The organism is Enterovibrio norvegicus (genome assembly GCF_002876705.1).
Classification (GTDB): Bacteria; Pseudomonadota; Gammaproteobacteria; order Enterobacterales; family Vibrionaceae; genus Enterovibrio; species Enterovibrio norvegicus_B.
This window is the reverse complement of sequence record NZ_MDAG01000035.1, coordinates 227,399-253,457: the sequence shown is the minus strand read 5'-3', so window position 1 is coordinate 253,457 and position 26,059 is coordinate 227,399. Positions and strand designations below refer to the sequence as shown.

Genomic DNA, 26,059 nt, shown 5'->3' with positions numbered 1-26,059 from the left:
TTCGCAAAAAATGAAACATACACGGTTACGTAAACGCTAGCAAGCCCAGCAATCGTGCTGGGCTTGCTATAGATTATTTACATTTCCGTGGGTTAGATACCATTAGCCTTTAGTCAATAATTGATTAACGGCTGTTAAGAACTGTGACGGATCTTCCATTGAACCACGTTCAGCCAACATCGCTTGCCCAAGTAACATTTCAGCCCAACGACCGAACGCTTCTTCGTCAGCTTCATCAGCCATTTGTTTCACCAGTGCATGTTCAGGGTTCAATTCAAAGATGTACTTCACTTCAGGCGCTTGCTGACCAGCGGCCGCGAGCAATTTCGCCATCTGTGTACCCATTTCAAATTCGTCCGTGACTACAACCGCGGGTGTGCCAGACAATTTGAAGGTGGTACGTACCTCTTTCACACGGTCGCCCAAATACGCTTTTGTACGTTCAACAACGGATTCGAAGGCTTTTTGCGTCTCTTCGCGTTTTTCTTTCTCGTTGTCGTCTTCAAATTTGCTCAGATCCAGATCCGCTTTCGTGATGGCCTGGAACTGTTTGCCATCAAACTCTGGCAGGTAACCCATCAACCATTCATCAATGCGGTCGTACATCAAAATAACTTCAATGCCTTTTGCTTTGAATTGTTCAAGGTGTGGGCTGTTTTTCGCGGCCTGATAAGTATCTGCTGTGAGGTAGAAGATCTTGTCTTGTTCTTCTTTCATTCGAGATACGTAATCCGCCAATGACACCGTTTGCTCACTGCTGTCAGACTGCGTTGAAGCAACACGTAGCAAGCCCGCAATTTTCTCACGATTGCTGAAGTCTTCCGCTGGGCCTTCTTTGAGCACCAGACCAAATTCTTTCCAGAATGCTTGGTATTTCTCAGGCTCGTTCTTCGCTAAACGCTCAAGCATGGTTAGCACGCGTTTTGTACATGCATTGCGGAGCGTTTGGGTCACTTTGTTATCTTGTAGAATTTCACGCGAAACGTTCAGCGGTAAGTCATTAGAATCTATCAGACCACGTACAAATCGTAGGTAGCTCGGCATGAATTGAGACGCATCATCCATAATAAAAACGCGTTGGACATACAGTTTCAGACCATGCTTGTGATCGCGGTTAAACATGTCCCATGGCGCTTTCGATGGCACATACAGCAAACTGGTGTAATCGTTTTTACCTTCTACTCGGTTATGACTCCAAAGCAGAGGATCAGCAAAATCGTGTGAAAGGTGTTTATAAAACTCTTGGTACTCTTCATCGGTTACGTCAGATTTAGAGCGAGTCCAAAGTGCCTGGGCTTTGTTGATTTTTTCCCATTTGCCTTGGTCGGTTTCATTCCCTTCTTCGTCACGCTCATTTGCCCAAATTTCAACGGGGATACCGATATGATCAGAGTATTTACCGATCACTTCACGTAGACGCCAGTCATCAAGGTATTCTTTGTCTTCTTCGCGCAGGTGCAGAGTAATGGACGTACCACGTGAGGCTTTTTCAACACCTTCGATGGTGTAATCACCTTCGCCCGTTGATTCCCATTGCACAGCTTCGGATTTCGGCGTGCCTGCTGCACGCGTTGTCACAGACACTTTGTCTGCAACAATAAATGCGGAGTAGAAGCCCACACCAAACTGACCAATCAATTGGCTGTCTTTGGTTTGATCATCAGAAAGTTGTTTAAAGAAATCCGCCGTCCCTGACTTTGCAATGGTACCGAGGTTATCGATCACTTCATCGCGCGTCATACCAATGCCATTGTCATCAATGGTGAGCGTGCCTGCTTCTTTGTTGACGCTTAAACGAACGCGAAGGTCGCCATCATTTTCGTAAAGCTCTGAATTTGATAACGCTTTAAAGCGCAATTTGTCTGCCGCATCCGATGCGTTAGAAATCAACTCACGCAGAAAGATTTCTTTGTTGGAATACAGTGAGTGGATCATTAAATGCAGTAGTTGCTTTACTTCGGATTGGAAACCGCGCGTTTCCTTACTTTGTAGAGTAGCTTGATCGCTCATTTTAACCCCAAAAACAAATGGTAATAAGTCTAAATAACTCTCTTTAAATAAGGGCGAAGAATTGCTTTTCAACCCTCGTAAATCATTTTTTCATTTCTTGAGGTGCTTTTCTCATTTCAGGTATAATCGTCGCATATTTTACTTAAATTCAGTGTCTGTTCCTTGTGGCACACCCGAATTCCAGCAGGTTAAGTAAACAAATGCTCAACAAATCAAACCGATACCTTTTGGGAGAACGCTTCGTCTTTTCTCCTAGTGACAGCTCTGTCATCGATCTACACGAAGCAGACGAACTTATTCGACTAGGCAGTAATGAAGCTCGCGTTTTAATGGTGTTGATTGAAGAGCCACATGCGATCGTAACGCGCCACCGAATTCACGATTACGTTTGGCGTAAGCAAGGGTTTGAAGTTGATGATTCAAGCCTAACGCAATCCATTTCTACGCTTCGACGTGCGCTGAAAGATTCGACCAAAAGCCCGATGTTTGTCAAAACCGTGCCGAAACGCGGCTATCAGGTCGTATGCTCAGTGGAAGCATACAACGATCAAGACGTTGATATTCCATCTCCACCAGTGATGGATCCGACGCCTATCCAGCAAGACGATGTAACGAGCAGTGACGCACCTGCCAGCGATCAGTCGACTCAGTCGCCTGCCGCACCTGTTGATACGCTTAGCGTTGAGCCTGCATCGGTGCCAAGCGGCGCCGCGACAAACCCTGCGATTGACGGTCCTGTATACACATCCACAAAAATGCCTTTAGGTTCTTGGTTTGCGTTGATTCTTGCCTTTTTGGTGCCCCTTATCTTTTATGCTACCTCCACGCCGAAATCTGAAGCCTTTAAGGCGTTTTTCCAAGTGCAAGACGTCTCGGTATATATCCCTATCAATAATGCGCGGATTGAGAAATGGCAACCCATGATCGAACGATGCGTCGTGAAATACATGGACTATTACGGATCATCTCGCTCACTAAGCGAAGTAATAGTGACAGGCGGTCAAGACAATCAAATTTCGCTGAACTATATCCACTTCGACAAGGACACTGACGATAACCTCACCTATGTTCTGCTCACCAGCCAAGAGGAGAGTCACTCACTATGTCGCTAATCACAACGCCACGCCGCAGGGACCAAATGAAGCGCTACAGCCCATTCCTTCTGCTGCTTCTTACCATCATCGGAAGCTGTTGGGTGTTCTTGGGTGAAGATGTGCGTACGTCGACCTTATTGCTTTCCCGTGAGTGGAAATCAAACACGGTGAATTACATCGAGGAATCGACCTATCGCAACGTGACAGGTCTGACGGCGACCGAGCAGCATAGCAATATGGTGTTTTTGCCAAACAACACCTATTCACGCGACACCCAAATTGTTCTCAAGAATGAGGTCGACAATATTCAAGTGATTATGTCGGTTTCCGAGTCTGGAGAATGGGAAGTCAGTGGTGGCTACTTGCGCTTGAAGTTGGGTGAGTTAAAAGACGTGACCACGGGTGACACATCAGAGTTTTCAAAAGATGATTTAGCGCTCGTGAGAACGTTCTACCGAATGGGCGCCGAAAAAGTACGACGCATTGATGTGCTCAGTGACAGTGCTTTGCTGCTGACCAGCCTTAACCACGGTTCTATGGTTCTCTATAACCAAGGTTGACCCATAAAGATCAGATGAACACCTGCAATAGGTATCTAAACACTGTTGAGTGTGTTTTTGAGATAAAAGAAAGGCCGCTAAATGCGGCCTTTTTCTATTGATTCAAACGATTATCGCAGTCGATGCCTGCCGACAATTGAATGAGATAGCGTTGTTCCATCAACAAGTTCAAGTTCACCTCCCATCGGTACGCCATGCGCAATCCGACTGGCAATGACTTCATGCTCTAAGCATAACTCACTGATGTAATGTGCCGTGGCTTCACCTTCCACCGTTGGATTGGTTGCGAGAATCAACTCAGAAATCGTTTCGGTTTCTAAGCGTTTTTCAAGCAAATCAAGACCAATGTCAGAAGGGCCAATGCCATCTAATGGCGACAAATGCCCCATTAGCACGAAATAGCGGCCAGAGTACTGTCCAGTGGCTTCAATCGCGGCAATATCAGCCGGACTTTCTACCACACAAATTTGACCGTTCTCTTGGCGACGAGGATTGGCACAGATTGCACAAACGTCTTCTTCGGTAAACGTACGGCATTTCTCGCAATGGCCAATGTCTGTCATGGCAGATTCCAGCGCCTCGGACAACTTAATGCCGCCTTGACGATTTCTCTGCAATAAATGAAATGCCATACGTTGCGCTGACTTAGGACCGACCCCAGGCAGACAACGTAGCGATTCCATCAACTGTTCAAGCAATTGGCTTGTACGCATAATGAATAAACGTCGTCGTTAGAATGGCATTTTGAAGCCAGGAGGCATTTGCATGCCGCCAGTGACATCGCCCATTTTGTCTTTTTGTGCTTCTTCAACACGGCGCGCAGCATCGTTAAACGCAGCTGCAACCAAGTCTTCAAGCATGTCTTTGTCATCTTCCATTAGGCTGTCGTCGATCTCGACACGACGCACGCTGTGGCTGCCTGTGATGGTGACTTTAACAAGGCCAGCTCCGGCTTCACCGGTGACTTCCATGTTTGCGATTTCTTCCTGCATTTTTTGCATGCGCTCTTGCATCTGCTGCGCTTGCTTCATCAGGTTACCCATTCCGCCTTTACCAAACATAATTCTCTCTCTTTTAGCTTGGGTGGTTATATTGGTCGAATGCTTTCTTCATCTAACTCAGCAGAAAAACGCTGACAGATAAAGCGAACATTAGGATCATCACTCAAGCTTTGACCCGCTTGAGTGAGTTTTTCGGTGTAGAGTTTATCTCGCCATTCTAGCGGCGTAACCCCTTGCTCTCCTAGTTCAATCGTTAAATTGATTGGAGAACCGATTAATTGACTCAGCCCATCCGCAAGTAGCGTTTGTGCTTTGTCTTTATTCAAGTGTGCTTGCTCGGATCGAAGGGTTAACACGACATCGTCCCCTTCTTTCTTCATCGATGCATTCAATGCCATTTGCTTCACCAGACGAGGAACATCTAATGCATTAGCAACACGGCACCACTCATCTTGATCGATGGATTCTTGCTCAAGCTTTTTACGCATTTCTGGCGTTCGATCATGAAGTAACGCCTTCTTGATTTTTTCTGGCGTGACAACAATCGCTGGCGTTGTCGCGTCAATTTTTGTCGGCTGCCAACGGTAAGCATCATCACTTCTTACCGGCGTCGCACCCGGCGTGGTGAGTTGCTGAAACGAAGCAGGATCTGCAGGCTTATGCTTTGCTGCGATCCTGTCTAGCACCGACGAGGATTCACGACCGGCAGATGCCGGACTACCCTTTTTTGGCGGCTGCCCCTCCTGTTGACGCGTTCTGCTGCGCAGCATGTTTCTCGCTGCGAGCAAATCTCCAGCAGAAGACGGACGCTCACTTGAGGCTGAACCCTGAGCATGTTCTTGCGATGCATGTTGTCGCGGAGCATGAGAATGACTTGGTGATTGTTGCATTGGCGATGACGGGTTGTCATCACGGCCATCATCGTCATATTCACGCTGCGCATCTTGCTCCATCGCTGCCATATGAGACGACAGTTGAGGGTCAACATCTGCGACTTGCTGGCGAGTCGGCGCTTGCGGCTCTACATTGCCTGTTGGGGTACTCGCTGGAACATAAGCATGTGGTGCAGAAATATTTGATGCGCTTTCAGGCGCTACCGACACGGCAGGTTGAGCAGGCGCAACTTGTTGTTGTGCTGCCGGCTGTGCGCGACTTGATGCAACCTGTGCCTTTAAAGACGCGATTCTATCCTGAACAGGGGCGACCTGTGCATTAGTCGTAGCTTGTGCTGGCATAGCATGAGACGACGCAATAGCTCGCGGGCTCGGCTCTGATGACGGCACTGAAATCGCTTCAGGTTCGAAATGTGTTGAGGTCACGGGTCTAAACGCAAGCATCCTCAGCAGCACCATCTCTAACCCTGCTCGCCCATCTGGGGCGTAAGGCAGATCTTGTCGGCCTTGTAGCACGATTTGGTAGAACAACTGCGTGTCTTGAGGCGTGAGCCCGTGAGATAGCATTGTCACACGTTCTGCGTCAGGTGATGACGTATCCACAGATTCTGGTAAGGCTTGTGCCATCGCGACACGATGTAACTGGCTCGCGATCTCTTTGAGTAAGCCGTCCCACTCAACACCAACCTCGGCAAGTTGAGTCAGACATTGCATCACTAAGTTTGCATCACCGCTTGAAAGGGTTTCCAGCAGCAACAGGGCTTGATCGGTACTCAACGTACCCAGCATTTCTGTTACTTGTGCTTCGTTCACTGCGCCATTTCCAAGCGCTATTGCTTGGTCGGTCAGAGAGAGCGCGTCACGCATACTGCCTTCAGCAGCCCGTGCAATCAAAGAAAGCGCACGAGGCTCAGACGCGACAGTCTCTTCCGACAGCACATGTTCTAACTGATGCTTGATCTGGGTCGTATCCAAGTGCTTCAAATGGAATTGAAGGCATCGAGAAAGGATAGTGACGGGCAGCTTCTGTGGATCCGTCGTCGCGAGCAGGAATTTGACGTATTCAGGCGGCTCTTCAAGCGTTTTAAGTAGCGCATTGAAGCTATGACGAGACAGCATGTGGACTTCGTCAATAAGGTAAACTTTGTAACGTCCACGCGCTGGCTTGTATTGGACGTTATCAAGAAGATCCCTTGTATCTTCGACTTTTGTACGCGATGCCGCATCGATTTCAAGCAAGTCGACAAATCGGCCTTGATCGATTTCTTGGCACGTCGAACACACGCCACAAGGTGTTGATGTGACACCTTGTTCGCAGTTCAGACCTTTTGCGAAAATGCGGGCAATCGTCGTTTTACCTACACCGCGTGTACCGCTAAAGAGGTAAGCATGGTGAAGGCGATTGTGATCTAAGGCGTTGGCTAACGCAGTTAATACATGCGATTGACCCACCACATCTTTAAATTGATGCGGACGCCATTTGCGGGCTAGTACCTGATAACTCATAGGTTATAAAATCTTTTCATATATTGCCGCCATCCTAGCACAGAGACAAAAAGAGCGCGATCTCACGAATCACGCTCTATCGCTCACGACGTTTGAAACGCGTAATTTAGTGACCTTCAAATTCACACAGGCTATAAACCTCTAAGCCAAGTGATTGCAGTCGAGTCTCGCCACCAATTTCAGGTAGATTGATGATAAATGCTGCATGTGCAACATCACCACCCAAACGGCGAATCAGCTTAGTGGTTGCCTCAATGGTACCGCCTGTTGCGAGCAAATCGTCAACCATCAACACTTTATCACCTTCGACAATCGCGTCGACATGGATTTCTAACGTGTCTTCACCGTACTCAAGTGCATAGCTTTCACTGATCACTTCACGCGGCAGTTTTCCTGGCTTACGAACAGGCACAAAACCCACACCCAGTTCAAGTGCGAGTGGTGCACCAAATAGGAAACCACGAGACTCTGTCCCCACAATCTTAGTAAAGCCTTGATCTCGATACTTTTCCACTAGCATCGCAATCGTTGCCTGATACGCTTCCGCGTTTTCCATCAAACTGGTGATGTCACGGAAAATAATGCCTGGTTTTGGGTAGTCAGGAACGGATTTGATGTTGTCTTTGATAAATGTGATTTTGTCTTGGCTCATAATGATTCACCACTCAATGTGGTTTCCAACAATATAGGGAGGACTGAGACAGTATTAATGCGTCGGAGTAACACACACAACAAAGCCCCTTAGGTTTGCTCTGCTGCCATGTTATGTATTTTCAGGGGTGTGGGCAACTGCTTCGACTTCAGGCAAACGGTTAAACCAAATTAAAAGTACCGTCGCCATACATATCAGCATGATTTTCTGCCATGTTTCTGGCACCACAAAGATTGAAAGCGTGAAACTTAATACAATGCAGACATTGGCTCGACGCTTCACCCGGCGGTCAATCGCACGGTGATGATGCCATTGATAAAGAATGGGCCCAAACTTGGGGTGCTGATGTAGCCAGTTGGCAATGGTTGGAGAGCCGCGCATGAAGCACGCACTGGCAAGAAGGATAAACGGTGTTGTAGGCAGAAGAGGGAGAAAAATACCGATGACCCCCAGAACGACACAAAACCACCCTAGCGCAACCAATACTACTCGCTTAAGCGAACTCCCCACTCTTCTCTCCTAACCTAGCTGCTGAGCATTTTTATCCACGTAAGTGTCGCTGGCAACGTGGGCAGGAGAATGACCGCTATCAATCCTAGAAAGTGGGCAAAACTAAAAGGGTCTTTGTAGTTGGCATCCATGATTATGTCCTTCTTTTCGTGTACGCCTGTAGGTGGTTTGTCAATATACCCGTTTCAACGCCCCCTAAATACCGACAAATTTCAGGGTTTATCCACTGGAATTGATATATGTCAGAGCCTGTATACGAATTCGAAATAGACTAATACGGATACTTGAGGCGCACGAAGACAAAACCATGCTTGATATAGAAAAGGTAGCACAGCTACAGAAAAACCTGATGAACGAGAAGGAAGTGGTTCGTAGTCGATTAGAAGATGCGCTGATAAGGTTAACAGGCCAAGATGTTTCCAGCGTGCCGACTGCACACCTGATTAAGCTATGTCGCAGAGAAAGCGACGATCTACATGATGATGGCTTTAGGCTTGAGCGCATCGACGCAGCCTTGTGTGCTATTCACACAGGGTTGTTTGGCTACTGCGCTGATTGCGAAGAGCCTATCGATCTTCAAGATATCATTGAGGATCCGACAGAACCGCGTTGCCAAGAATGTCGAGTACACAGTCGCTACTACCACTCTTGAATAACGAGATAAACGCCCAGTGGGCGTTTATCTAAAACTCATTTCGATCACTCTTGATCGATCATCCACTTACGAAACGTCTTACGTTCTTCTATGGTTGCTTTGGTGTACCAAACCTTTAGCTGTGCCAATGCATCACCTGAGAATTCAACATCCCCAGTGTCAGAAACAGCAACGATGACTTCCTCTTCAAGCGTTTTTATATCTTGACCATCAAAGAAAATACCTTCTTTTTTATTGTAGGCAGCAACTGCTTTTGGAAGGTCGCCATAAGGAAGAAAGCCTGGGTTTCCAGGAAGTATATCAATACGAAATGGTAGCGCTGTACCCGATTGTTGTTTGATAGACCACATCACCTCTCCCCTCTTGAACGCATTTTCCGCTTTTTGATACTTACGAAAACGTTCAATAGAAATGGTCAGGTTTTCGTCGACACTCGAAAACTGAAATACATAAGGTTTTGACTCAAAAAATTTTGTTTTTGAGCCATTGTCTAAAATCGACTTATAACGAACAACAATTTGGTTGTCTCCGGCAGCGAGCTCAAGCAAATCACCGCTGTTTGCCTCTACCTCCTTACCATTCAAAACCATGACTTTTAGATCTGAACCAACCCCCAGCTCAGCAGCGTAAGCTTGAAAACTGAATAAAAGAACCAGAATACTAACGAAAAAGTTTCTCATTGTTTCTCATCTCGGAATAAACAAAGAGCCACCCTCAGGGCGGCTCTAAATGTTTTTTAGGTTAAAGTTAAATTAAAATTTAACTTCCATACCTACTAGGAAACCAGTTGAATCGTCTGACTTACCAGTCGTTGGCTCTGGATCTTGATCTGCATAGCCTACCTCAATATAAGTTTTGACGTTGCTGTGCATTTTGTAGGTTGCGTTTGCGTAAACGTTATTACCTTCCCAATCGTTATCCATCTCGGCAAAGTTGTAACCGATGTAGTACTGCCAGTCACCCATGCCATAACCAGCTAACAATTCAACAATACTGCCTGTACCTGCTTTGTTAGTGTCGCCATTGATTTCTTCGTCGATGTCAGTGTAGGAAGCGCCTACAGTAAATGCGTCAACGTTGTAGACAGCACTAACTTGGATTGCAAATACGTCAGTTGTAGCGCTCAAATCAGCATCGTTTGCATACAAAGCTAGATCAACACCAGCAAATGAAGCACCAACGCCCGCATCTGTATGAGAAACATCATCGCCAGTATCTAGATCGTGAGCAATACCAAACCACACAGTTTCGCCTTCGTAACGGTATTTAAGTACATCTTCACCGTCTGCAGGCTCGTTGCTATCAAAGCCTTCCAGACCTAGCTCAATGTCTTCGCCGATGCCTGAATCATCCCAAAACGTGTATTGACGACCAACTGTAAACTTACCAAAGTCACCTTTGAAGCCAGCCCATAGTTCATCGTTTACCACACCGCCTTCGTCGTCTTCATTCTCGAAGTCGAAAAAACCAAGCGCGGTTAGGCTGTCGCTAACTTTAACGTCAACACCAAAGTTCAATTCTCCGTCGTCTAAACGGACGTCTAATTTATTATCTTCATCACCAAACTCGTAAGGTTGGATAAGTTGAACTTCTGCAGCGCCACCAATAGAAACCGTGACACCATCTTGATCGTATACAGTTGCTGCGTTAACCGCACCAGCAGCCATTAGAGCTGGAACTGCCAAAGCTAGAATTGTCTTTTTCATGTTAATCCACTGCCTTTTCTTTATTAGAATGGAATTCCTGTTCCGGGATCCCTTTTATGGTTGCACTCGTCACAACGTCACAACAACGACGCAACAAATACGCTTTAACTTCGAAAGTTATCGTGCAGAACAATCTAAAATCTGTCAAATCAACCTAAAACAAACAAAAAAAAGTAAAAAAACCTTTAAATACATAACGATAAAAACATTAACTTGAGCAGGGTCACGGTATTGAAATAGCATTGTCAATTTTCTGTAAAGTTGCTCGCATTTCCACAACGGAATAAAAAACCAACATGGAACTAAAAAAACACAAAAAACAGCATATATAACTACATATTTGCAACCTACACAGTGAAAGGCATTCCCTTTGCTTTTCATAGTGATAGCTAATATTAGTTCAATCCATAATCGTGATCTCAGTCTCATAAATTAAAACTAATACGCGAATACTTGAACTCATTCACATTCTTTATGCGTGATATACTGCCCATCTACACGCCAAAATGTGCCATCTATGCTTAGTCCATCTACCAAAAAAGACATACGTAGCAGCTACGAGAATCTTCGAGCTCAATTGCAGAATTTTATTCCAAGAAAAGCACAGAATTTTCTTGTTGCGGAGCTTGCCAAAACATTGGCGGGGGAATACAACCCAAAACGCCGGATCATGGTGGCAGAAGCCGGCACTGGGATTGGTAAATCCATGGCTTACCTCTTGGGGTCCATTCCTTATGCGCTTAATAACAATAAGAAAGTGGTGGTCTCCACTGCCACCGTCGCGCTACAGGAGCAATTAATTGAGAAAGACTTGCCACTCTTTCGTCGTGTCGTCACGCGAGAATTCAGCTTTGTATTAGCGAAAGGCAGGCAGCGTTATTGCTGTGGACAGAAACTGGCCGCGTTTGCCAGTGAAGAAGGGCATGGTCAGCAAGCACTCTTCGAACATAAGCCTAAGAAAGCAGAGATTGCCCTGATGAACGATCTCCATAACGCCTATGCCAAAGGAAAATGGTCGGGGGATAGAGATGCATGGCCAAAACCCATTCCCGACACGATTTGGCAAAGCATTGTTTCAGACAAGCATACCTGCCACTCAGGACTCACTGCGCACAGAGGATGCCCTTTTGCTAAAGCACGTGAAAATTTAGATAAAGCCGATGTCATTGTCGCGAACCACAGTTTGTTGATGGCAGATTTGGAGTTAGGCGGCGGTGTGATCCTTCCAGAACCAGAACAAACGCTCTATATGATTGATGAAGCCCACCACCTTCCGATTGTTGCTCGCGACTTTTCCGCTGCGTCAGCAAGCTTGCTCGGTGCGGCCTCATGGCTAGAAAAACTCAATCAATCAGCGTCGAAGCTCGCCAATGCGGGTGACATCAAACGCAGTTCACGGTTTTTAGACAGCTTACAAACGGGGATTCAAGATCTCATTCCAAGCTTAAGATCAGCCCGTGACATGCTGTCAGACATGCCTCTAAATAACGACGGTGTTTATCGCTTTGAAGACGGAGAGCTGCCAGAGGCACTGTTTAATTTATCTAAAGAAACCCAAAAAGCAGCAAAAAAAGCCAACCAGTCGTTAGCGAAACTCCATGATTTGGTTTCTGAGCGCGTCAAAGACGGAGAAATAGCTGCACGCCTTGCCGATCCTATTCAAGCGGAGTCGGCTTTTTTCTTACAACGGTTAGAGAATCTCGAAAAAGTATGGACCTTAATGGCGCAACCTAACGCCAATAAAGGTGCACCACTCGCCCGCTGGATTCAACGCGATGCAGAACGAGAGACCGACCTCGTTGTTCACGTCTCACCGCTTGAGATCGGCTGGCGTCTAGACCAACTTCTTTGGTCCAGAGCAGCAGGGGTGTCACTGATGTCAGCGACGCTGCGCGCATTAAACCAATTCAGCTATTTTTGCCGCCAGGTTGGGCTGGATGAAAATGATGGAACGCGTTTCCTTGCACTGCCTTCTCCTTTTAATTATGAGGAGAATGCACAACTGGTTGTGCCGAATGTCCCCTTCGAACCTCAGCAAGAGCAATTCACTGCCATGCTGCCAGACATCCTGTTGGAATACTTAGAAGGACAAACCGCCAGTTTGGTGTTGTTCTCTTCTTATTGGCAGATGAACCAAGTCGCCGAGAAACTGCGCCTACAGATAAAGAAAAATGGTTGGCACTTACATGTGCAAGGCGAAGCATCACGCACAGCAACGCTCGATGCGCACCGCAAATGCTGCGAACAAGGAAAAGTGAGCATACTCTTCGGCACGGGCAGTTTCTCTGAGGGTGTCGACCTTCCCGGCAATCAATTAACCAACCTAATTATCACCAAGATCCCTTTCGCCGTGCCAACATCGCCTGTCGAAGAGGCACATGCCGAATATATCGAGCGCAAAGGGGGAAATCCGTTCATGCAGATCTCCGTACCAGAAGCCAGCAAAAAGCTCATACAATCAGCGGGTAGGCTGCTGCGCAAAGAACAGGACTCTGGTAGAGTTGTGCTGCTTGACCGACGTGTCATTAACCGACGTTATGGAAAAGCCCTACTGGATTCCCTCCCACCTTTTAAGCGTGTCATTGAGTACACATAAAGAGCCGTAAAATGATCGAGCTATTAGATCCAACCACCATCGTTGTTCTGGCTTTGGTGGCGTTTTCTGCGGGTTTTATTGATGCCGTTGCAGGCGGTGGAGGCATGTTAACTGTCCCCGCTCTTCTCTCTATCGGATTACCCCCGCACATCGCGTTGGGCACAAACAAGCTTTCTGCGACCTTTGCATCGTCCACGGCTGCCTTCACCTATTATAAGAAAAAACTTTTCTCGCCCGCATTTTGGACCCAAGCTTTTATTGCCACCCTCGTTGGTGCAATCATTGGCACACTCATCGTCGATTACATCAGCACTGAGTGGCTTGAGAAATCACTGCCACTGATCATTCTTGCTGTCGCGGTTTACACCATTTGGCATCCCCAGCCAAAAGCGGACAACCATGAATTGCCAAAAGATGATCCGAACCTAAAAACAAAACAGTGGGGACAAGGTCTCGCGCTTGGTTTTTACGATGGTGTTGTCGGCCCAGGCACAGGCGCTTTTTGGACCGTCTCATCAATGTCGCTGTACAAGATGAATATCTTGCTATCATCAGGCCTTGCAAAGGCAATGAATTTCACCAGCAACATTGCCTCTTTGGTGACATTCATTATTTTGGGTCATGTAAATTGGGCTATCGGCCTAACAATGGGCATTTGTCTCATGGCGGGTGCTTTCATTGGCGCACATTCAGCCATACGCTTTGGTGCGAAGTTTATTCGCCCTGTTTTTGTTACTGTTGTTGTTGTGATGGCAGTAAAACTCGCATACAGCGCTTGGTTCTAAGTTTTTATTTGAGAGCAAGATGGATTTATCGACGCTAAAACAGCAATTACAAACCCTTGCTATTAATGCAGCGGACATTGATAGAAAACGGGGTGAGGCGATTAAGCCTTTGTTCGACGAGCGTCTTTTTAGTTGTCTCGCACGCTTGCTCACGCCTTGTGTTTCTGAAGCTCAGAGCCTTGTCGCAACACTAGAACGTGAGCAAGAAAGTGGCCGACTCACTGCTGCACGAGCAGATTATCTGTGTGAAAAGCTGCTTAACCAGATCAGCGCGTTACAGCGAGAAATGGCAACAATCTCCATTCGACAAAAAGAAAGAAGTTTTGCGCCGCGATTTGGCACATCGACAAGCCAGCTTTATCAAGATCTCGCCCAACACCAAAGCTGGGAGCGACGTCTCGACGATATGGTGCGTGATGCAGAGGCAAAACTTGGCCAATGCCAAACACTTGTCGAACAACAACAGATGCAAAAGAATCTATTAACGCTGGAGAAACGTCTCGCGCGTTGCAGTGAAGCAAGACAAAAAATAGAAGCCCGCATCACCTTTCGCGAGAAAAAGCACTGACATGTTGTCCGTCATTTATCACCCTATCTATTCAGACTTCCCTTTGCCTGACGGGCATCGTTATCCGCTACAAAAGTACCAACTACTCAAAACGTACATTGATGACCAAGCCTTACCCGTGGTGTCTCATCAGCCAGAGCAGCTCCCACCTGACGCACTAACTGCGATTCATGATCCTGATTATGTGAATGCACTACTGACAGGGACGCTTCCTCTTGTAAAAATGCGCAGGATTGGATTTCCTTGGAGCGAAGCGCTTTTGCAGAGAAGCTTAACCTCTTTGGGGGGAACAACTCTCACTGTGGATAAAGCCATTCAAGAAGGGGTTGCTATCCATCTAACGGGTGGCTATCACCATGCACATTACGATTTTGGCAGCGGGTTTTGCTTGTTTAATGACTTAATCTTAGCCGCAGATCATGCATTGAAAAGTGAAGATGTAGATAAAGTGCTTATTGTAGACTGCGACGTTCATCAAGGTGATGGAACGGCTACATTAGCCGCTGATCGCGATGACATCGTGACTTTTTCGGTTCACTGCGAGAAGAACTTTCCGTCGCGTAAACCTGACTCTGATATTGATCTGCCACTCGAGAGACGAACAAACAGCGATACCTATTTAGATGCCTTTGTCCCAACACTTGAGCTTGCCATAGCCCAGCATCAGCCCGACATGATCATTTATGACGCAGGGGTTGATATACACGAAGAGGATGAATTGGGATACTTGTCAGTGTCTCAACAAGGCATCGCAGAAAGGGACATGGCTGTCTTTCATGCCTGTAAACGACACCACCTTCCCGTCGCCGCAGTGATTGGCGGAGGCTATCGCACAGAACAAACGGCATTGGTTCCGCTGCATGCGGAGTTAATACATTCGGCCCTCGCCGTCTTTTACCCACACGTATCGGAGAAACCCAACAATGAATGATTCAGGCTTAGAACATGCACCTGATGAAATTAAATTAGCCGTCGATTTAATCTACTTATTGGAAAGCCATGATGTTGCACCAGAGACGGTGCTCAAAGCATTAGCGATTGTGCAAAGCGATTTCGAGCGTAAACTGCACCAAGAAGAGTGATGCTTATTGCTCTTTTATCTCTCCCATTATTTTTCCTTCTTTCTATTCCCTCGCTCTTCAAAAATAGGTCAGTTCAACACAAGCATCGCTTTTCTCGCGCTTTGAGCCCCAAATATAGACGCAAAAAAAGCCGAGGCACCAAAGTAACCATATTGGAAATACATTTGGCTACCTTGTTAACGATTTATGGTGTTTATGTTGGATAATTATCTTTTTATTAAATTATCTGACGCATTTTTAATCAAATGACGAAATTTTAGGATGCTCGACATCTCAAATTGAAGTATTATCGCGCCGTTTTCTTGTAGCGTACACCTGTAAGCCGCAATAGAACTGGCCGTAGGATACATACTCAAATGGAATTGAAGATAGCGCCGCAGGCTCGCTGCGCACGAATACTGGCCATGAATCTCTGCAAGGAAGCGTCGCCAGGGCAACCATTGCCCGAGGCTCAGAGCTGAAAAGGAAGTTTCAGAGCGTTTGTTTCCTCCTTGTTCACTCCGCTGCCTTTCCTTTTTTGACGACAGTAGAGTTTGTTATGACGGAACTAAAAGATTTATTCGTTTCCTTTATCGATGCCGGAAATGGCTTGCTATGGGGAAGTGTGCTCATCTACCTTTTGATCGGCGCGGGCTTGTATTTCACCGTTCGCACTGGTTTCCTCCAATTTCGTTCATTCGGGCACATGATTTCTCTCATCAAAGGCAGCCGTAGCGGTGCTGATGGTGGTATTTCCTCTTTCCAAGCATTCAGTACAAGCCTCGCAGCACGCGTGGGTACAGGTAACATGGCAGGTGTTGCCGTTGCTATCTACCTCGGCGGTCCTGGTGCTGTCTTCTGGATGTGGATTACCGCCCTTGTGGGTATGTCTACCAGCTTCGCAGAATCTACCCTCGCCCAAGCTTACAAAGTGAATCACGACGACAACACTTTCCGTGGCGGCCCTGCCTACTACATGGAAAAAGGCTTAGGCCAGCGTTGGATGGGCATCTTATTTGCTATCTGCTTGATCATCGCCTTCGGCCTTGCGTTTAACGGCGTTCAATCAAACTCCATTGCTGCGGCAATGAACACCGCGTTTGGCACCGACAACACCTGGGTGGGTATTCTTCTTGCCGTCGCTGTTGCACCGATTATTTTCGGTGGTATGCGTTCTGTCTCTCGTGTTGCTGAACTTATTGTGCCTTTCATGGCAATCGGTTACTTGATTGTGGCGCTCTACGTTATCGCCATCAATATTACTGTGCTTCCTGACATCTTTGCCACCATCATCAAGAGCGCATTGGGCTTTGAACAAGCTGCTGGCGGTGCACTCGGTGCGGCAATGATGCAAGGCATCAAACGTGGTTTGTTCTCAAACGAAGCGGGAATGGGTTCTGCGCCGAACGCTGCAGCAACAGCGACCACGCGCCCTAACCATCCTGTCGCACAAGGTTACGTACAAATGCTGGGGGTCTTCATCGATACCATCGTTATTTGTACAGCAACAGCATCCATTATCTTGCTTTCTGGCATGCTTGATACCAGCAGCGATCTTACCGGTATTGCTTTGACTCAAGCAGCACTGGTCACTGAAGTCGGTGATTGGGGTGCACAGTTCATTGCTATCGCAATCTTGCTGTTTGCATTCACTTCTTTGATTGCTAACTACTCGTACGGTGAATCAAACATCGAGTACATTTTCAAAAGCAAACTCGCAATCAACATTTACCGCGTGGCTGTCTTAGCAATGGTTGTTGTAGGCGCTGTGATTGATCTACCTACTGTATGGGCACTTGCTGACTTGTCGATGGGTATGATGGCTATCGTTAACTTGGTTGCCGTACTGGCTTTGTCTGGTGTGGTCATTGCACTGTTGAAGGACTACGAAGCGCAACGTAAGGAAGGTAAAACACCGACGTTCGATCGTAAGAAATTCCCTCAGCTAGACAAGCAAATTGATAAAGATGTTTGGTAATACATTTTGTATTAAATAGACCAACCATGAAAAACAAGAAAGGGAGCCGAATGGCTCCCTTTTTTATTTTGTGTCACGCGAGGAATAGGAATGCAGCGCGTGTCATTCAATGCTAATCGTTAAAACTTACTTTCAAAGCAGCAACTAATGAGGTTGCGACGTTAGAATACGAAGCGCTTCTTTTGCATGTTCTACCGCATCACGACCGATGGCAGTGAGATAACCACCATCGACTTCTGTTACTAGTTTTTTCTCGAACAAACGTTCAGATGCCGCAATCACAAGTGGATCCGCATCGCTGTGAACTTTAATTCCCGCCATATCCGATGACAGTGTAAATTTTACCAACAAATTCATTTCGTCAATCAGTTCTGAAGTAAATGGCATAAGCCCTCCGTTATCTTCTATATCACGTGCTTTTCCAGACTATAGTCCGTGCTTCAAACTGTAAACTGTGCCGAGATCAAGAACTGATCGATCAATCCCTAACTTTTCCTGCAAATATCGATAACTGAGAATCACTCCACATCCTAGGCTTTTTTCTCTCGCCAAATGGCAATTTCGTTGCCAGCTTCCGGCTCAAGGGGGATCAATTGGGATAACACCAGCGAACTGACCGCTAACGCTGTGCCAACTAAAAACACGGACGTCGGCGAATAAAGCCAAACCAGCCCTAATGCAGCGGGAATAACAACTGCAGCAATATGATTAATCGTGAAGCTCACACCCGCCGTAGAAGCGATATCTTCTGGATCAGCAATTTTCTGAAAGTACGTTTTAATCGCGATAGCCATGGCAAAGAAAAGATGATCAACCACGTACAGTACCCCTGCGAGTGCGCTGCTTTCTACAAACGCATAACCCGTAAACACACACGCTAATCCAACATATTCAACCGTCAACGCGCGGCGCTCGCCTACCTTACCAATCCACGCACCAATTTTGGCAGCGAACAAGATATTGAAAACATAATTGATGATAAAGAGAAGACTGACATCCCCCACTGAATAACCAAACTTCTCCACCATCATAAAACCGGCAAAGACGATAAAGATCTGGCGCCTTGCGCCACTTAAAAATGTCAGGCTGTAGTAAAGCCAATAACGGCGACGCAGTATCAATTTTTTGGTTTGTGCATGTGGCGATTCAAAAGAAGGAAAGCTCAACCACAGAAAAAGCACTCCCAATAGACCGAAGAAACCAAAGACCATATAAACAGTGTTGTACGACACTGCAAGCCATTCCATTAGCAACCAAACCGTGCCATAGGCAATCAAGCTGGCCCCACCTTTCCACGCAAGAACCCTTCCCATGAAATGCGCACTTTTGTCTTTATCAACCCATTGCAAGGTCAGTGACTGATTCACCGTTTCAAAATAATGGAAGCCAATGGACATCACCACGGTGGTGAGATACAAGCCCCACTCGCTCGGAAACCACCCGGTCACCGCGACGCCCACACACATGACAGCCAAGAAAATAAGGGCGAACGATTGTTCTTTAAACCACAGTAGTAGGTAAATCGCGGTAAACGCGAGAAAGCCCGGTACTTCACGCAGGCTTTGTAAAATCCCGATTTCCTTCCCCGTGAACGCCGCCCTTTCCACAACAAAGTTGTTTAAAAGCACATTCCAAACGGAAAAGGTCATGGCCATGATAAACGCCATACCAATAAGAAGATTTGTGGGAGTTCTTAATGCATTCACACGCACTTACCTTGAATTCAATGAGAAATATGACAGGCTGCCACTCTAACCAGCTTTTCACCGATAAGCTATTGAGAAACGTTGAACTATTACGCCAGAAATTTTGAACAAAAAAAAGCAGCCACCGAAGTGACTGCTTTATCGAACTTGGTGTTGTAGAGATTACGCTTGAATACCCACAATCAACCATGGCGCATTAGGTTGCGTCATATCGCGCTCTAAGTGCCAAATATCAGTGATATCTTCTTCAGTACCTTCTTGGCGGTCACAGTAGCGGCCACTAAATTGAAGGCTAAGCTGTGCACGATTGCTATCATTGTCAGCGCGTACAATTTCAGCATCGACATACATCACTTCAGTATGTTGTTCGCCTTCCAGTTTACGACGCTCTTCTGTCAGATCGTTGTATAACTCTGGCGTTACATACTCTTGAATGGTTTCAAGTTGATTGTGGTTCCATGCACCTTGAAGGATACGGTAATGCTCGCGCGCACCGTTCACAAAAGACACCATGTCAAAGTTGGGTGGGAAGTTAAAAGGCACGTCATTGTTTACCGCACCAAAACCACCCGTTTGTGACGTTGCCGCCGACTCGCGAAAAGCAGGTTGTTGCTCTTCGTGGTAGTAACCTTTCTGCTGTTGTGGCTCACGACCACCTGCATAGGCTTGTTGATTGGGTCGGTTGATAGAGCCATTCTTGGCCGCCATCATACTCTTGAAGATTTTGAACAACACAAACGCGACAACAGCAATGATAAGGAAGTCCATCATCTGGAATCCTTCAAATGCGCCGCCCATCATGGCCGCAAACAAACCGCCGGCCAATAGACCGCCAAGCAAGCCGCCCATCAAACCTTTTTTCATGCCTGATTTAGCCGCAGAGCCATCGTTTTGTTTGTTGATTGAATTTGTATTTGTTGGCTGAGATTTTGGTGCAGGTGCGGTCTTAAAGCTTTTGCCAAAAGACTTACCGCCACCGAATTTCTTTGCTTCAGCATGCGGGGCAGAAACCACCACGACAAACATCAGCGCAAATAAAGCAAAAAAGCGTTTCATCGCGAACCTTACTTAATCAATTCGTTACAGTACATGAATAACGAGGGTATACCCGTGTGTTTGAAAGTCAAACGTTCAGGACGTAGAAAGTGTTACTAATCGTTTAGTTTCAATACGCCTTATCGTTTGAATTAGTCCAAAATTTTACATCGCTTGGCAACAATAAGACAAAATTCATGTCTAAATATCATTAACGTCATCCACTTCCCGTGTGAGTTACTTTACACTCAGGCAGATTTCATTGGTTCAGGACATTTACATGAACGACACCCATAGCAAAGTCATTGGCTACATACTTTGGATTTTTGGTTTTCTTGGCGCACACCGTTTTTATTATGGAAAACCGGTTACTGGCACCATTTGGCTATTTACGTTCGGCCTTTTCGGTATCGGTTGGCTGATTGACCTCTTTCTGATCCCTTCGATGGACAGAGAAGCCGATCTGCGTTTCCACAGTGGTCAAACCGATTACTCAGTGGCTTGGATTTTGCTGACGTTTCTTGGTGTGTTTGGCATTCATCGCATGTACATGGGCAAATGGCTAACAGGTATTCTTTACCTTTGTTCGCTAGGCTTATTTGGCATAGGCATCATTTACGACTTTTGGACACTAAACGACCAAGTCTCCATCAAGAACAGCAACAAATTCTCTCACTAAGCACGATTCTTAAGGCAAGTTATGCAAACTGAGAGGCGCATGGCTTGCCCTTTAGAAAGTTGGCTCCTAGAATATCGAACATTGTTCACTATTCGCAGCATGAAGTAATGGCACGCAGGAACGACCACAGTAGAGAAGAACTTATAGAGATGACGCTGAATTGCGTCGAAGCCTATCTGAAAGACAATCCCTACCATTCACTGAGCCTGCGAAAAGTCGCTGCGATGATTGGCTACGTGCCAAGCACGCTCGTTAATGTGTTCGGCAGTTACAACATTCTCCTCTTACATGTTGTTGCACGCACCTTGGATGACCTTCGCCGCCAAGCACAAGAAAAGCTGCAATCTTCCACCGATCCAAAAACATCGCTATTCCTGCTCGCTCAAGTCTATTTGGATTTTGCAAAGGCGAACCCTTACCGCTGGCAATTGGTGTTTGAACACAGCATGAAAGGCAATGATATGCCTGACTGGCACAGCGATCGCATTCAAAACATGACAGGTATTCTTGAAGCGCTCCTACACAAACTGTCCCCGTCAAGAAGTGACGAATCGGTGGTTGAAGCAAGTCGCGTTCTATGGGCGGGCGTTCATGGCATTACATTGCTGAGCGTCGACGACAAGTTCTTTACTGATGTACCCGTTAATGGCCAAGAGTTGATCAACAACTTGCTCACTGGATACTTATCAAGCTGGGTTGCCGCGCAGTAATACCAAACGTACCACTAGGAAGAAGCGATGAGCACGCAATCAACACTGCTAAAGCAACGACGTTTTCTTCCTTATTTTGTTACCCAGGCACTCGGGGCATTTAACGATAACGTTTATAAAAACGTACTCCTCATTTTGGTGGCATTCACGGCACCAGGCGCGCTTGGGGTCAGCACCGATCTTTTTATAAATCTTGCCGCAGGCCTCTTCATCCTCCCCTTTTTCCTATTCTCTGCGTTTGCAGGGGAGCTCGCTGACAAGTACGAGAAATCCCGCTTCATCCGAGCCGTTAAGCTCGTCGAAATCGGCATCATGAGCCTTGCTGCTCTCGCATTTCTGTTCGAAAGCTATCTCGTTTTGCTCTTTTTACTTTTCTTGATGGGCACACAATCCGCCTTCTTTGGCCCAGTGAAATACGCGCTCTTACCACAAACATTAAAGCCAGAAGAATTGGTACCCGGAAATGCATTGGTTGAGACGGGTACGTTCCTCGCTATCTTGCTCGGCACTATCGTCGCTGGGCTGATAGCAAATCTCCCCAATGCACAACTTATCGCAGCGATGGCCATCGTGGCATTTGCCGTCATGGGGTATCTCAGCGCCCGCGCCATTCCACCAGCCGACGCAGGTAATCCCGATCTCCGCATTCGTTTTTCACTGCGCCAGCAAATGAAAACGACGTTGGATATCGCAAAACGCGATAAGGTGGTGCTGCAATCCATCATGGGGATCAGTTGGTTTTGGTTTCTTGGCGCAAGTTACCTCACCCAATTTCCAAACTACGCCAAGCTCCATTTAGGCGGCAATGAAGCGTCCGTGTCCTTTTTACTTACGCTTTTTTCAGTAGGCATTGCCATAGGCTCGCTGCTTTGTGACAAGTTATCAGCACACCGAATCGAACCTGGAATTGTACCTATAGGCAGTCTAGGGCTCACCGTTTTTGGCGCGCACCTTTTGTTCTCTACACCTGATGTTCCACCTCAGACTGACACCTTCTTGGCATTCGTTTCTGAACCCTCACTGTGGTGGGTATTTGCTGATTTAGTTTTCATTGGCATTTTTGGCGGCATCTTCATTGTGCCTTTGTATGCCTTGATGCAAAGCCGTTCAAAAGAAAGTGAACGCTCACAAGTGATTGCTGCAAATAATATTTACAACGCGCTATTCATGGTGAGTAGCGCCATTCTCGCCATCGTACTTCTGGGTGTTGTTGGGCTAAGTATTCCGGTCTTTTTCTGCATTCTTGCTGGCCTGAACCTGTTAGTTGCCCTTTATGCAGGCAAGCAGGTTCCACTGTTCGCGCTTCGCTTTGTTACCTGGTTTCTCAGCCACAGCTTTTACCGCGTGAAACACAAAAACCTCGCTAACATCCCCTCAGAAGGCGGCGCGTTGTTAGTGTGTAATCACGTCAGCTATGTTGATGCCCTATTGCTTGCCGGTGCGTGCCCAAGGCCGATTCGATTTGTGATGGACGAAGATTATTATCACTTACCAATACTTAATTATTTCTTCCGCGCAGCCAAAGTGATCCCGATAAAGCTCACCAGCGGCTCTATTCGTTGTGCGCTAAAAGAGATTAAAAAGCAGCTAAGCGATGGCGAAATTGTCTGTATTTTCCCTGAAGGGCACTTAACACCCAATGGCGAAATGCAGCCCTTCAAACGCGGAATCGGATTGATCTTAAAACAAACCCCTGTGCCTGTTGTTCCGATGGCATTGCAAGGCTTGTGGGGAAGCTACTTCAGCCGAGAAGGCGGTCGGGCGTTACTCAAATTGCCGTGCCGCTTTTGGTCGAAGGTCACCGTTTCTGCTGGCAACGCAACGCCACCGCAGGATGCAAGCTGTGCGACCTTGTTCAAAGAGGTAAAACAACTTCGTGGTAATGTGCGCTAATCACTCAAACAGGAAGTGCTAATGGTTGTGAAGCTAGCCATTGAGCGAGGGCGTTGCGAGAAAGCTTAATGCCAGACACACCGACATTCTCTGGCAATGACAGTACAGCTTGCGGACATTGGTAAGCAGGTACTTGCTGCTTCGCCCATTCAAGAAAAGCATCATGTTCGACCCTACCTTGAACGATTGCCACTGGCACTTGGCCCCAACGTTCATGATCAACCGGTAAAATGATGAGTTGCAGAACCCCCTCAAATTGACCGAGCACACGCTCTACAGCCTCAGGTTGTACATTCTCCCCGCCGCAGACAAACATGTTATCCAGTCGACCTAGAATCTGAAGTTCATGGCTTTCGTTGCACCATCGCGCTTTATCTTTAGTTGCAAACCAATGTTCAGTGAGCGGATGTATCTCCCCTTTCACCATATACCCTGCAGCTAGCGTGCCCCCTTTTACCAACACTTCCCCCGCATCCGATAAACGCACCTCTCGGTTGGGTAACACACCACCAACCGTAAAGCGTCCATCAGCACGTTTCGCTGAGATGGTTGATGCCATCTCTGTCATCCCATACCCACACCAGCATTGAATGCCCATTCGTTCTGCGTCATCAACCAGTGGTTGAGGAATGGCCGCCCCGCCAAGCAAAACGGAGCGCAAAGACTGAGACTTACCCAAAGAAACGACACGCTGTAATTGCGTTGGCACCAGTGACGCGTGTGTCGCGCCATCGAGTGATGGAATAAGGGCATCGCCTTTGGTTTCAGCGATTTTTAAGACGGCACCTTTTAAGAGCCACCGCCACACGATCGCAAGGCCGGACACATGAAAAAGCGGCAATGACAGCAACCAACAGTCAGTTTCACTAAAAGGCATCAATGAAAACAAACCTGCCGCGCTCGATAGGTGATGTTCCACCGTATGAGCAACAGCTTTCGGCAATCCCGTTGAGCCGGAAGTTAGCGTTAACGTCAGGCACTTCTCGGGGATGAATGGCGCATCAAGTGTCTTGTTTTGCTCCAAAAAACCGTCTCTTTCAACATACCGGTTTCCGAAGTCATCGTTTTTGAGGGGGGGAAATGAACCGACATTTGTCACCACATCATCAACCGATAAACAATGCTCAATGCCGATTTCTTCCAGTAATGTGGTTTGTAGTTCTGACGAAAATGCAGGGTTTACCATGAGCGTTTGCCAGCCCAATTGCCATGATGCCAGCATGTTCACCAGATCACAGTAGCGATTATCACTGACAATGGCGATACGTTCGACGTTGTCAGTAACACTGATATCACCATGACGGTTGCTAACAGAAGAATGTCTAGCGGTGTGACGGTAAAGCACGGTTTGGGCGCAAGCGATGTCTCGGCAAAGCTGTTGCCAGCTCACCGCGACATCATCCAGCACAACGGCGGTTGCATCAGCGTGTTGTTCACGCCAGCACAACCACGGCCAGGTTGGGAAATTTATTGGTTGGATGCTTGCCATGCGATACTGCAATCTGACAGCGGTGTCGTTGGTAACGTGCAATTTGGCCAAGGCACTTCCAATTGCGTTTGAAAGAGATCGATCGTGTCCAAACCTGGGATTGTCGAAGGCGTTAACCAGTGAGCAACCCTTGCCAGCTGATGTAAACCAAAGCTGGATTCCAAACTGGAACTGATCACGACATCAAGCCCCATGTCATGCGCCTGAGCAACAAGCGCTTTCACTTTTGTCAGTCCGCCGATCAAGGTTGGCTTAATCACGATGGCTTTCAGACCGTCGCACGCTTCAAGCACAAAGCCTTCGTCGCGCAAGGTTTCATCCCACGCTAACCCAATGCCTGAATCTTTCGCAAAGGCGAGGCTTTCTTCTGGCGACTGGCAAGGCTCTTCCAAGAAAGCAATGCGTTCACGGAAAGCGGGATGCACATACTTTGCGAACTGGGCAGCTTTCGCAGGCGTCCACTGACGGTTCGCATCAAGACGAAGCAGCAGATCTGGGATCACCTCAAGGAACATGTTGGCGACCATCCCATCGCGTATGGCTTCATACAACCCGACTTTGATCTTGGCAACCTTCTGCCCTGGCATGTCCGCCAGTTTCTGCACTAGATCATCAGGGTCACCACTGCACAGCGGCGCGACCACGAAGTTACCTTCGACAGGAAGTTCGCCGGATAGCTCAGCCATCGCCATACTGATGCCAAAAGCAACTGAAGGAAATAAAACATCCCAGTCGATTGCCTGACCTGCTAACCAATGATTCAGCATAACTTGGGCTTGTTCACCGGCTTGCTCTGCCGTTTCTTTGCTGAATTCTGGCAGTGGCGCTATTTCACCTCGTCCTATACGCTCGCCATCACGAAGCTCCACAATGAAGCCAACACGTTGTGCGAGACGGGTGTGGCGCAGGATCACGCCACTGTCCATAGGCAGATCGTAGCGATAAAGCGTTGCGTGTTTCATCGCTTCTTCC

The 26,059-nt window shown here is 47.1% G+C and carries 25 protein-coding genes; 12 read left to right on the top strand and 13 right to left on the bottom strand.

Translation table 11 applies throughout. The annotated features are described in order from the left end of the window. Window positions 1-102: 102 nt before the first annotated feature. On the bottom strand, window positions 103-2,010 hold the full coding sequence (htpG, locus tag BCT27_RS17915) for a molecular chaperone HtpG (protein ID WP_102396381.1): 1,908 nt from the start codon (window positions 2,008-2,010) through the stop codon (window positions 103-105). Between the two features lie 200 nt (window positions 2,011-2,210). Here htpG and BCT27_RS17910 point away from each other — a divergent pair, with 200 nt between their 5' ends. Further along, complete coding sequence (locus BCT27_RS17910; protein WP_102396380.1) at window positions 2,211-3,122, top strand: transcriptional regulator; 912 nt, start codon at window positions 2,211-2,213, stop codon at window positions 3,120-3,122. Beyond that, window positions 3,113-3,664: a regulatory protein ToxS gene (locus tag BCT27_RS17905; RefSeq protein ID WP_102391919.1), complete on the top strand. Its 552-nt coding sequence runs from the start codon at window positions 3,113-3,115 to the stop codon at window positions 3,662-3,664. Before BCT27_RS17910 ends, BCT27_RS17905 begins: the two co-directional genes overlap by 10 nt. 110 nt (window positions 3,665-3,774) lie before the next feature. Here the strand turns inward: BCT27_RS17905 and recR are convergent, their stop codons facing one another. From recR to BCT27_RS17880, 5 genes are all read right to left on the bottom strand, one after another. Continuing rightward, on the bottom strand, window positions 3,775-4,377 hold the full coding sequence (gene recR / locus BCT27_RS17900) for a recombination mediator RecR (protein WP_017008500.1): 603 nt from the start codon (window positions 4,375-4,377) through the stop codon (window positions 3,775-3,777). 18 nt (window positions 4,378-4,395) lie between these two features. After that, window positions 4,396-4,725, bottom strand: coding sequence for a YbaB/EbfC family nucleoid-associated protein (locus tag BCT27_RS17895; protein ID WP_017008499.1), 330 nt, complete (start codon window positions 4,723-4,725; stop codon window positions 4,396-4,398). 26 nt (window positions 4,726-4,751) lie between these two features. After that, the gene (gene dnaX, locus BCT27_RS17890) at window positions 4,752-7,064 is read right to left on the bottom strand and encodes a DNA polymerase III subunit gamma/tau (RefSeq protein ID WP_102396379.1); all 2,313 of its coding nucleotides are present in this window, start codon (window positions 7,062-7,064) and stop codon (window positions 4,752-4,754) included. A gap of 106 nt (window positions 7,065-7,170) precedes the next feature. Next, complete coding sequence (gene apt / locus BCT27_RS17885) at window positions 7,171-7,716, bottom strand: adenine phosphoribosyltransferase (RefSeq protein WP_102316592.1); 546 nt, start codon at window positions 7,714-7,716, stop codon at window positions 7,171-7,173. 111 nt (window positions 7,717-7,827) lie between these two features. Then, window positions 7,828-8,226, bottom strand: coding sequence for a YbaN family protein (locus tag BCT27_RS17880; protein ID WP_102391921.1), 399 nt, complete (start codon window positions 8,224-8,226; stop codon window positions 7,828-7,830). Window positions 8,227-8,533: 307 nt separating this feature from the next. Between BCT27_RS17880 and BCT27_RS17875 the strand changes: the two genes are divergently transcribed. Further along, window positions 8,534-8,878, top strand: coding sequence for a TraR/DksA family transcriptional regulator (locus BCT27_RS17875; protein WP_017008494.1), 345 nt, complete (start codon window positions 8,534-8,536; stop codon window positions 8,876-8,878). A 47-nt stretch (window positions 8,879-8,925) separates the two neighbouring features. Here the strand turns inward: BCT27_RS17875 and BCT27_RS17870 are convergent, their stop codons facing one another. Next, complete coding sequence (locus tag BCT27_RS17870; RefSeq protein WP_102396378.1) at window positions 8,926-9,561, bottom strand: YccT family protein; 636 nt, start codon at window positions 9,559-9,561, stop codon at window positions 8,926-8,928. A gap of 72 nt (window positions 9,562-9,633) precedes the next feature. Beyond that, on the bottom strand, window positions 9,634-10,587 hold the full coding sequence (locus BCT27_RS17865) for a porin (protein ID WP_102391923.1): 954 nt from the start codon (window positions 10,585-10,587) through the stop codon (window positions 9,634-9,636). A 517-nt stretch (window positions 10,588-11,104) separates the two neighbouring features. Here BCT27_RS17865 and dinG point away from each other — a divergent pair. The 6 genes from dinG to BCT27_RS17835 all read left to right on the top strand — a co-directional run bounded on the left by dinG (window position 11,105) and on the right by BCT27_RS17835 (window position 17,575). Continuing rightward, complete coding sequence (gene dinG / locus BCT27_RS17860; RefSeq protein ID WP_102396377.1) at window positions 11,105-13,183, top strand: ATP-dependent DNA helicase DinG; 2,079 nt, start codon at window positions 11,105-11,107, stop codon at window positions 13,181-13,183. 11 nt (window positions 13,184-13,194) lie between these two features. Next, window positions 13,195-13,968, top strand: coding sequence for a TSUP family transporter (locus BCT27_RS17855; RefSeq protein ID WP_102396376.1), 774 nt, complete (start codon window positions 13,195-13,197; stop codon window positions 13,966-13,968). Between the two features lie 19 nt (window positions 13,969-13,987). Further along, a complete protein-coding gene (gene priC / locus BCT27_RS17850; RefSeq protein ID WP_017014135.1) occupies window positions 13,988-14,536 on the top strand; it encodes a primosomal replication protein PriC in 549 nt (182 codons plus the stop codon). Window position 14,537: 1 nt separating this feature from the next. Beyond that, window positions 14,538-15,467 carry a histone deacetylase family protein gene (locus tag BCT27_RS17845; protein ID WP_102396375.1) on the top strand — a complete coding sequence of 310 codons (930 nt, stop codon included), beginning with the start codon at window positions 14,538-14,540 and terminating at the stop codon, window positions 15,465-15,467. Further along, complete coding sequence (gene rsmS / locus BCT27_RS17840) at window positions 15,460-15,618, top strand: pleiotropic regulatory protein RsmS (protein WP_102316584.1); 159 nt, start codon at window positions 15,460-15,462, stop codon at window positions 15,616-15,618. The genes BCT27_RS17845 and rsmS overlap by 8 nt, the downstream gene beginning before the upstream one ends. 538 nt (window positions 15,619-16,156) lie before the next feature. Beyond that, window positions 16,157-17,575 (top strand): alanine/glycine:cation symporter family protein, encoded by a 1,419-nt coding sequence (locus tag BCT27_RS17835; protein WP_102396374.1) that lies wholly within the window; start codon window positions 16,157-16,159, stop codon window positions 17,573-17,575. A 144-nt stretch (window positions 17,576-17,719) separates the two neighbouring features. Here BCT27_RS17835 and BCT27_RS17830 read toward each other — a convergent pair whose 3' ends face one another. The 3 genes from BCT27_RS17830 to BCT27_RS17820 all read right to left on the bottom strand — a co-directional run bounded on the left by BCT27_RS17830 (window position 17,720) and on the right by BCT27_RS17820 (window position 20,337). Next, window positions 17,720-17,962 (bottom strand): TIGR02647 family protein, encoded by a 243-nt coding sequence (locus BCT27_RS17830; RefSeq protein WP_017008483.1) that lies wholly within the window; start codon window positions 17,960-17,962, stop codon window positions 17,720-17,722. A 143-nt stretch (window positions 17,963-18,105) separates the two neighbouring features. Beyond that, window positions 18,106-19,242 carry an MFS transporter gene (locus BCT27_RS17825; protein ID WP_277872025.1) on the bottom strand — a complete coding sequence of 379 codons (1,137 nt, stop codon included), beginning with the start codon at window positions 19,240-19,242 and terminating at the stop codon, window positions 18,106-18,108. A 201-nt stretch (window positions 19,243-19,443) separates the two neighbouring features. After that, the gene (locus tag BCT27_RS17820) at window positions 19,444-20,337 is read right to left on the bottom strand and encodes a Tim44 domain-containing protein (RefSeq protein WP_102316581.1); all 894 of its coding nucleotides are present in this window, start codon (window positions 20,335-20,337) and stop codon (window positions 19,444-19,446) included. A gap of 259 nt (window positions 20,338-20,596) precedes the next feature. Here BCT27_RS17820 and BCT27_RS17815 point away from each other — a divergent pair, with 259 nt between their 5' ends. The 3 genes from BCT27_RS17815 to BCT27_RS17805 all read left to right on the top strand — a co-directional run bounded on the left by BCT27_RS17815 (window position 20,597) and on the right by BCT27_RS17805 (window position 23,598). After that, window positions 20,597-20,995 (top strand): NINE protein, encoded by a 399-nt coding sequence (locus BCT27_RS17815; RefSeq protein WP_017008480.1) that lies wholly within the window; start codon window positions 20,597-20,599, stop codon window positions 20,993-20,995. A gap of 107 nt (window positions 20,996-21,102) precedes the next feature. After that, complete coding sequence (locus tag BCT27_RS17810; protein ID WP_198597583.1) at window positions 21,103-21,705, top strand: TetR/AcrR family transcriptional regulator; 603 nt, start codon at window positions 21,103-21,105, stop codon at window positions 21,703-21,705. 27 nt (window positions 21,706-21,732) lie between these two features. Then, window positions 21,733-23,598 carry an MFS transporter gene (locus BCT27_RS17805; protein ID WP_102396372.1) on the top strand — a complete coding sequence of 622 codons (1,866 nt, stop codon included), beginning with the start codon at window positions 21,733-21,735 and terminating at the stop codon, window positions 23,596-23,598. A 4-nt stretch (window positions 23,599-23,602) separates the two neighbouring features. Here BCT27_RS17805 and menE read toward each other — a convergent pair whose 3' ends face one another. Then, window positions 23,603-25,087, bottom strand: coding sequence for an o-succinylbenzoate--CoA ligase (gene menE / locus BCT27_RS17800; RefSeq protein WP_102396371.1), 1,485 nt, complete (start codon window positions 25,085-25,087; stop codon window positions 23,603-23,605). Next, window positions 25,066-26,049, bottom strand: coding sequence for an o-succinylbenzoate synthase (gene menC, locus BCT27_RS17795; protein WP_102391930.1), 984 nt, complete (start codon window positions 26,047-26,049; stop codon window positions 25,066-25,068). The genes menE and menC overlap by 22 nt, the downstream gene beginning before the upstream one ends. Window positions 26,050-26,059: the final 10 nt, after the last annotated feature.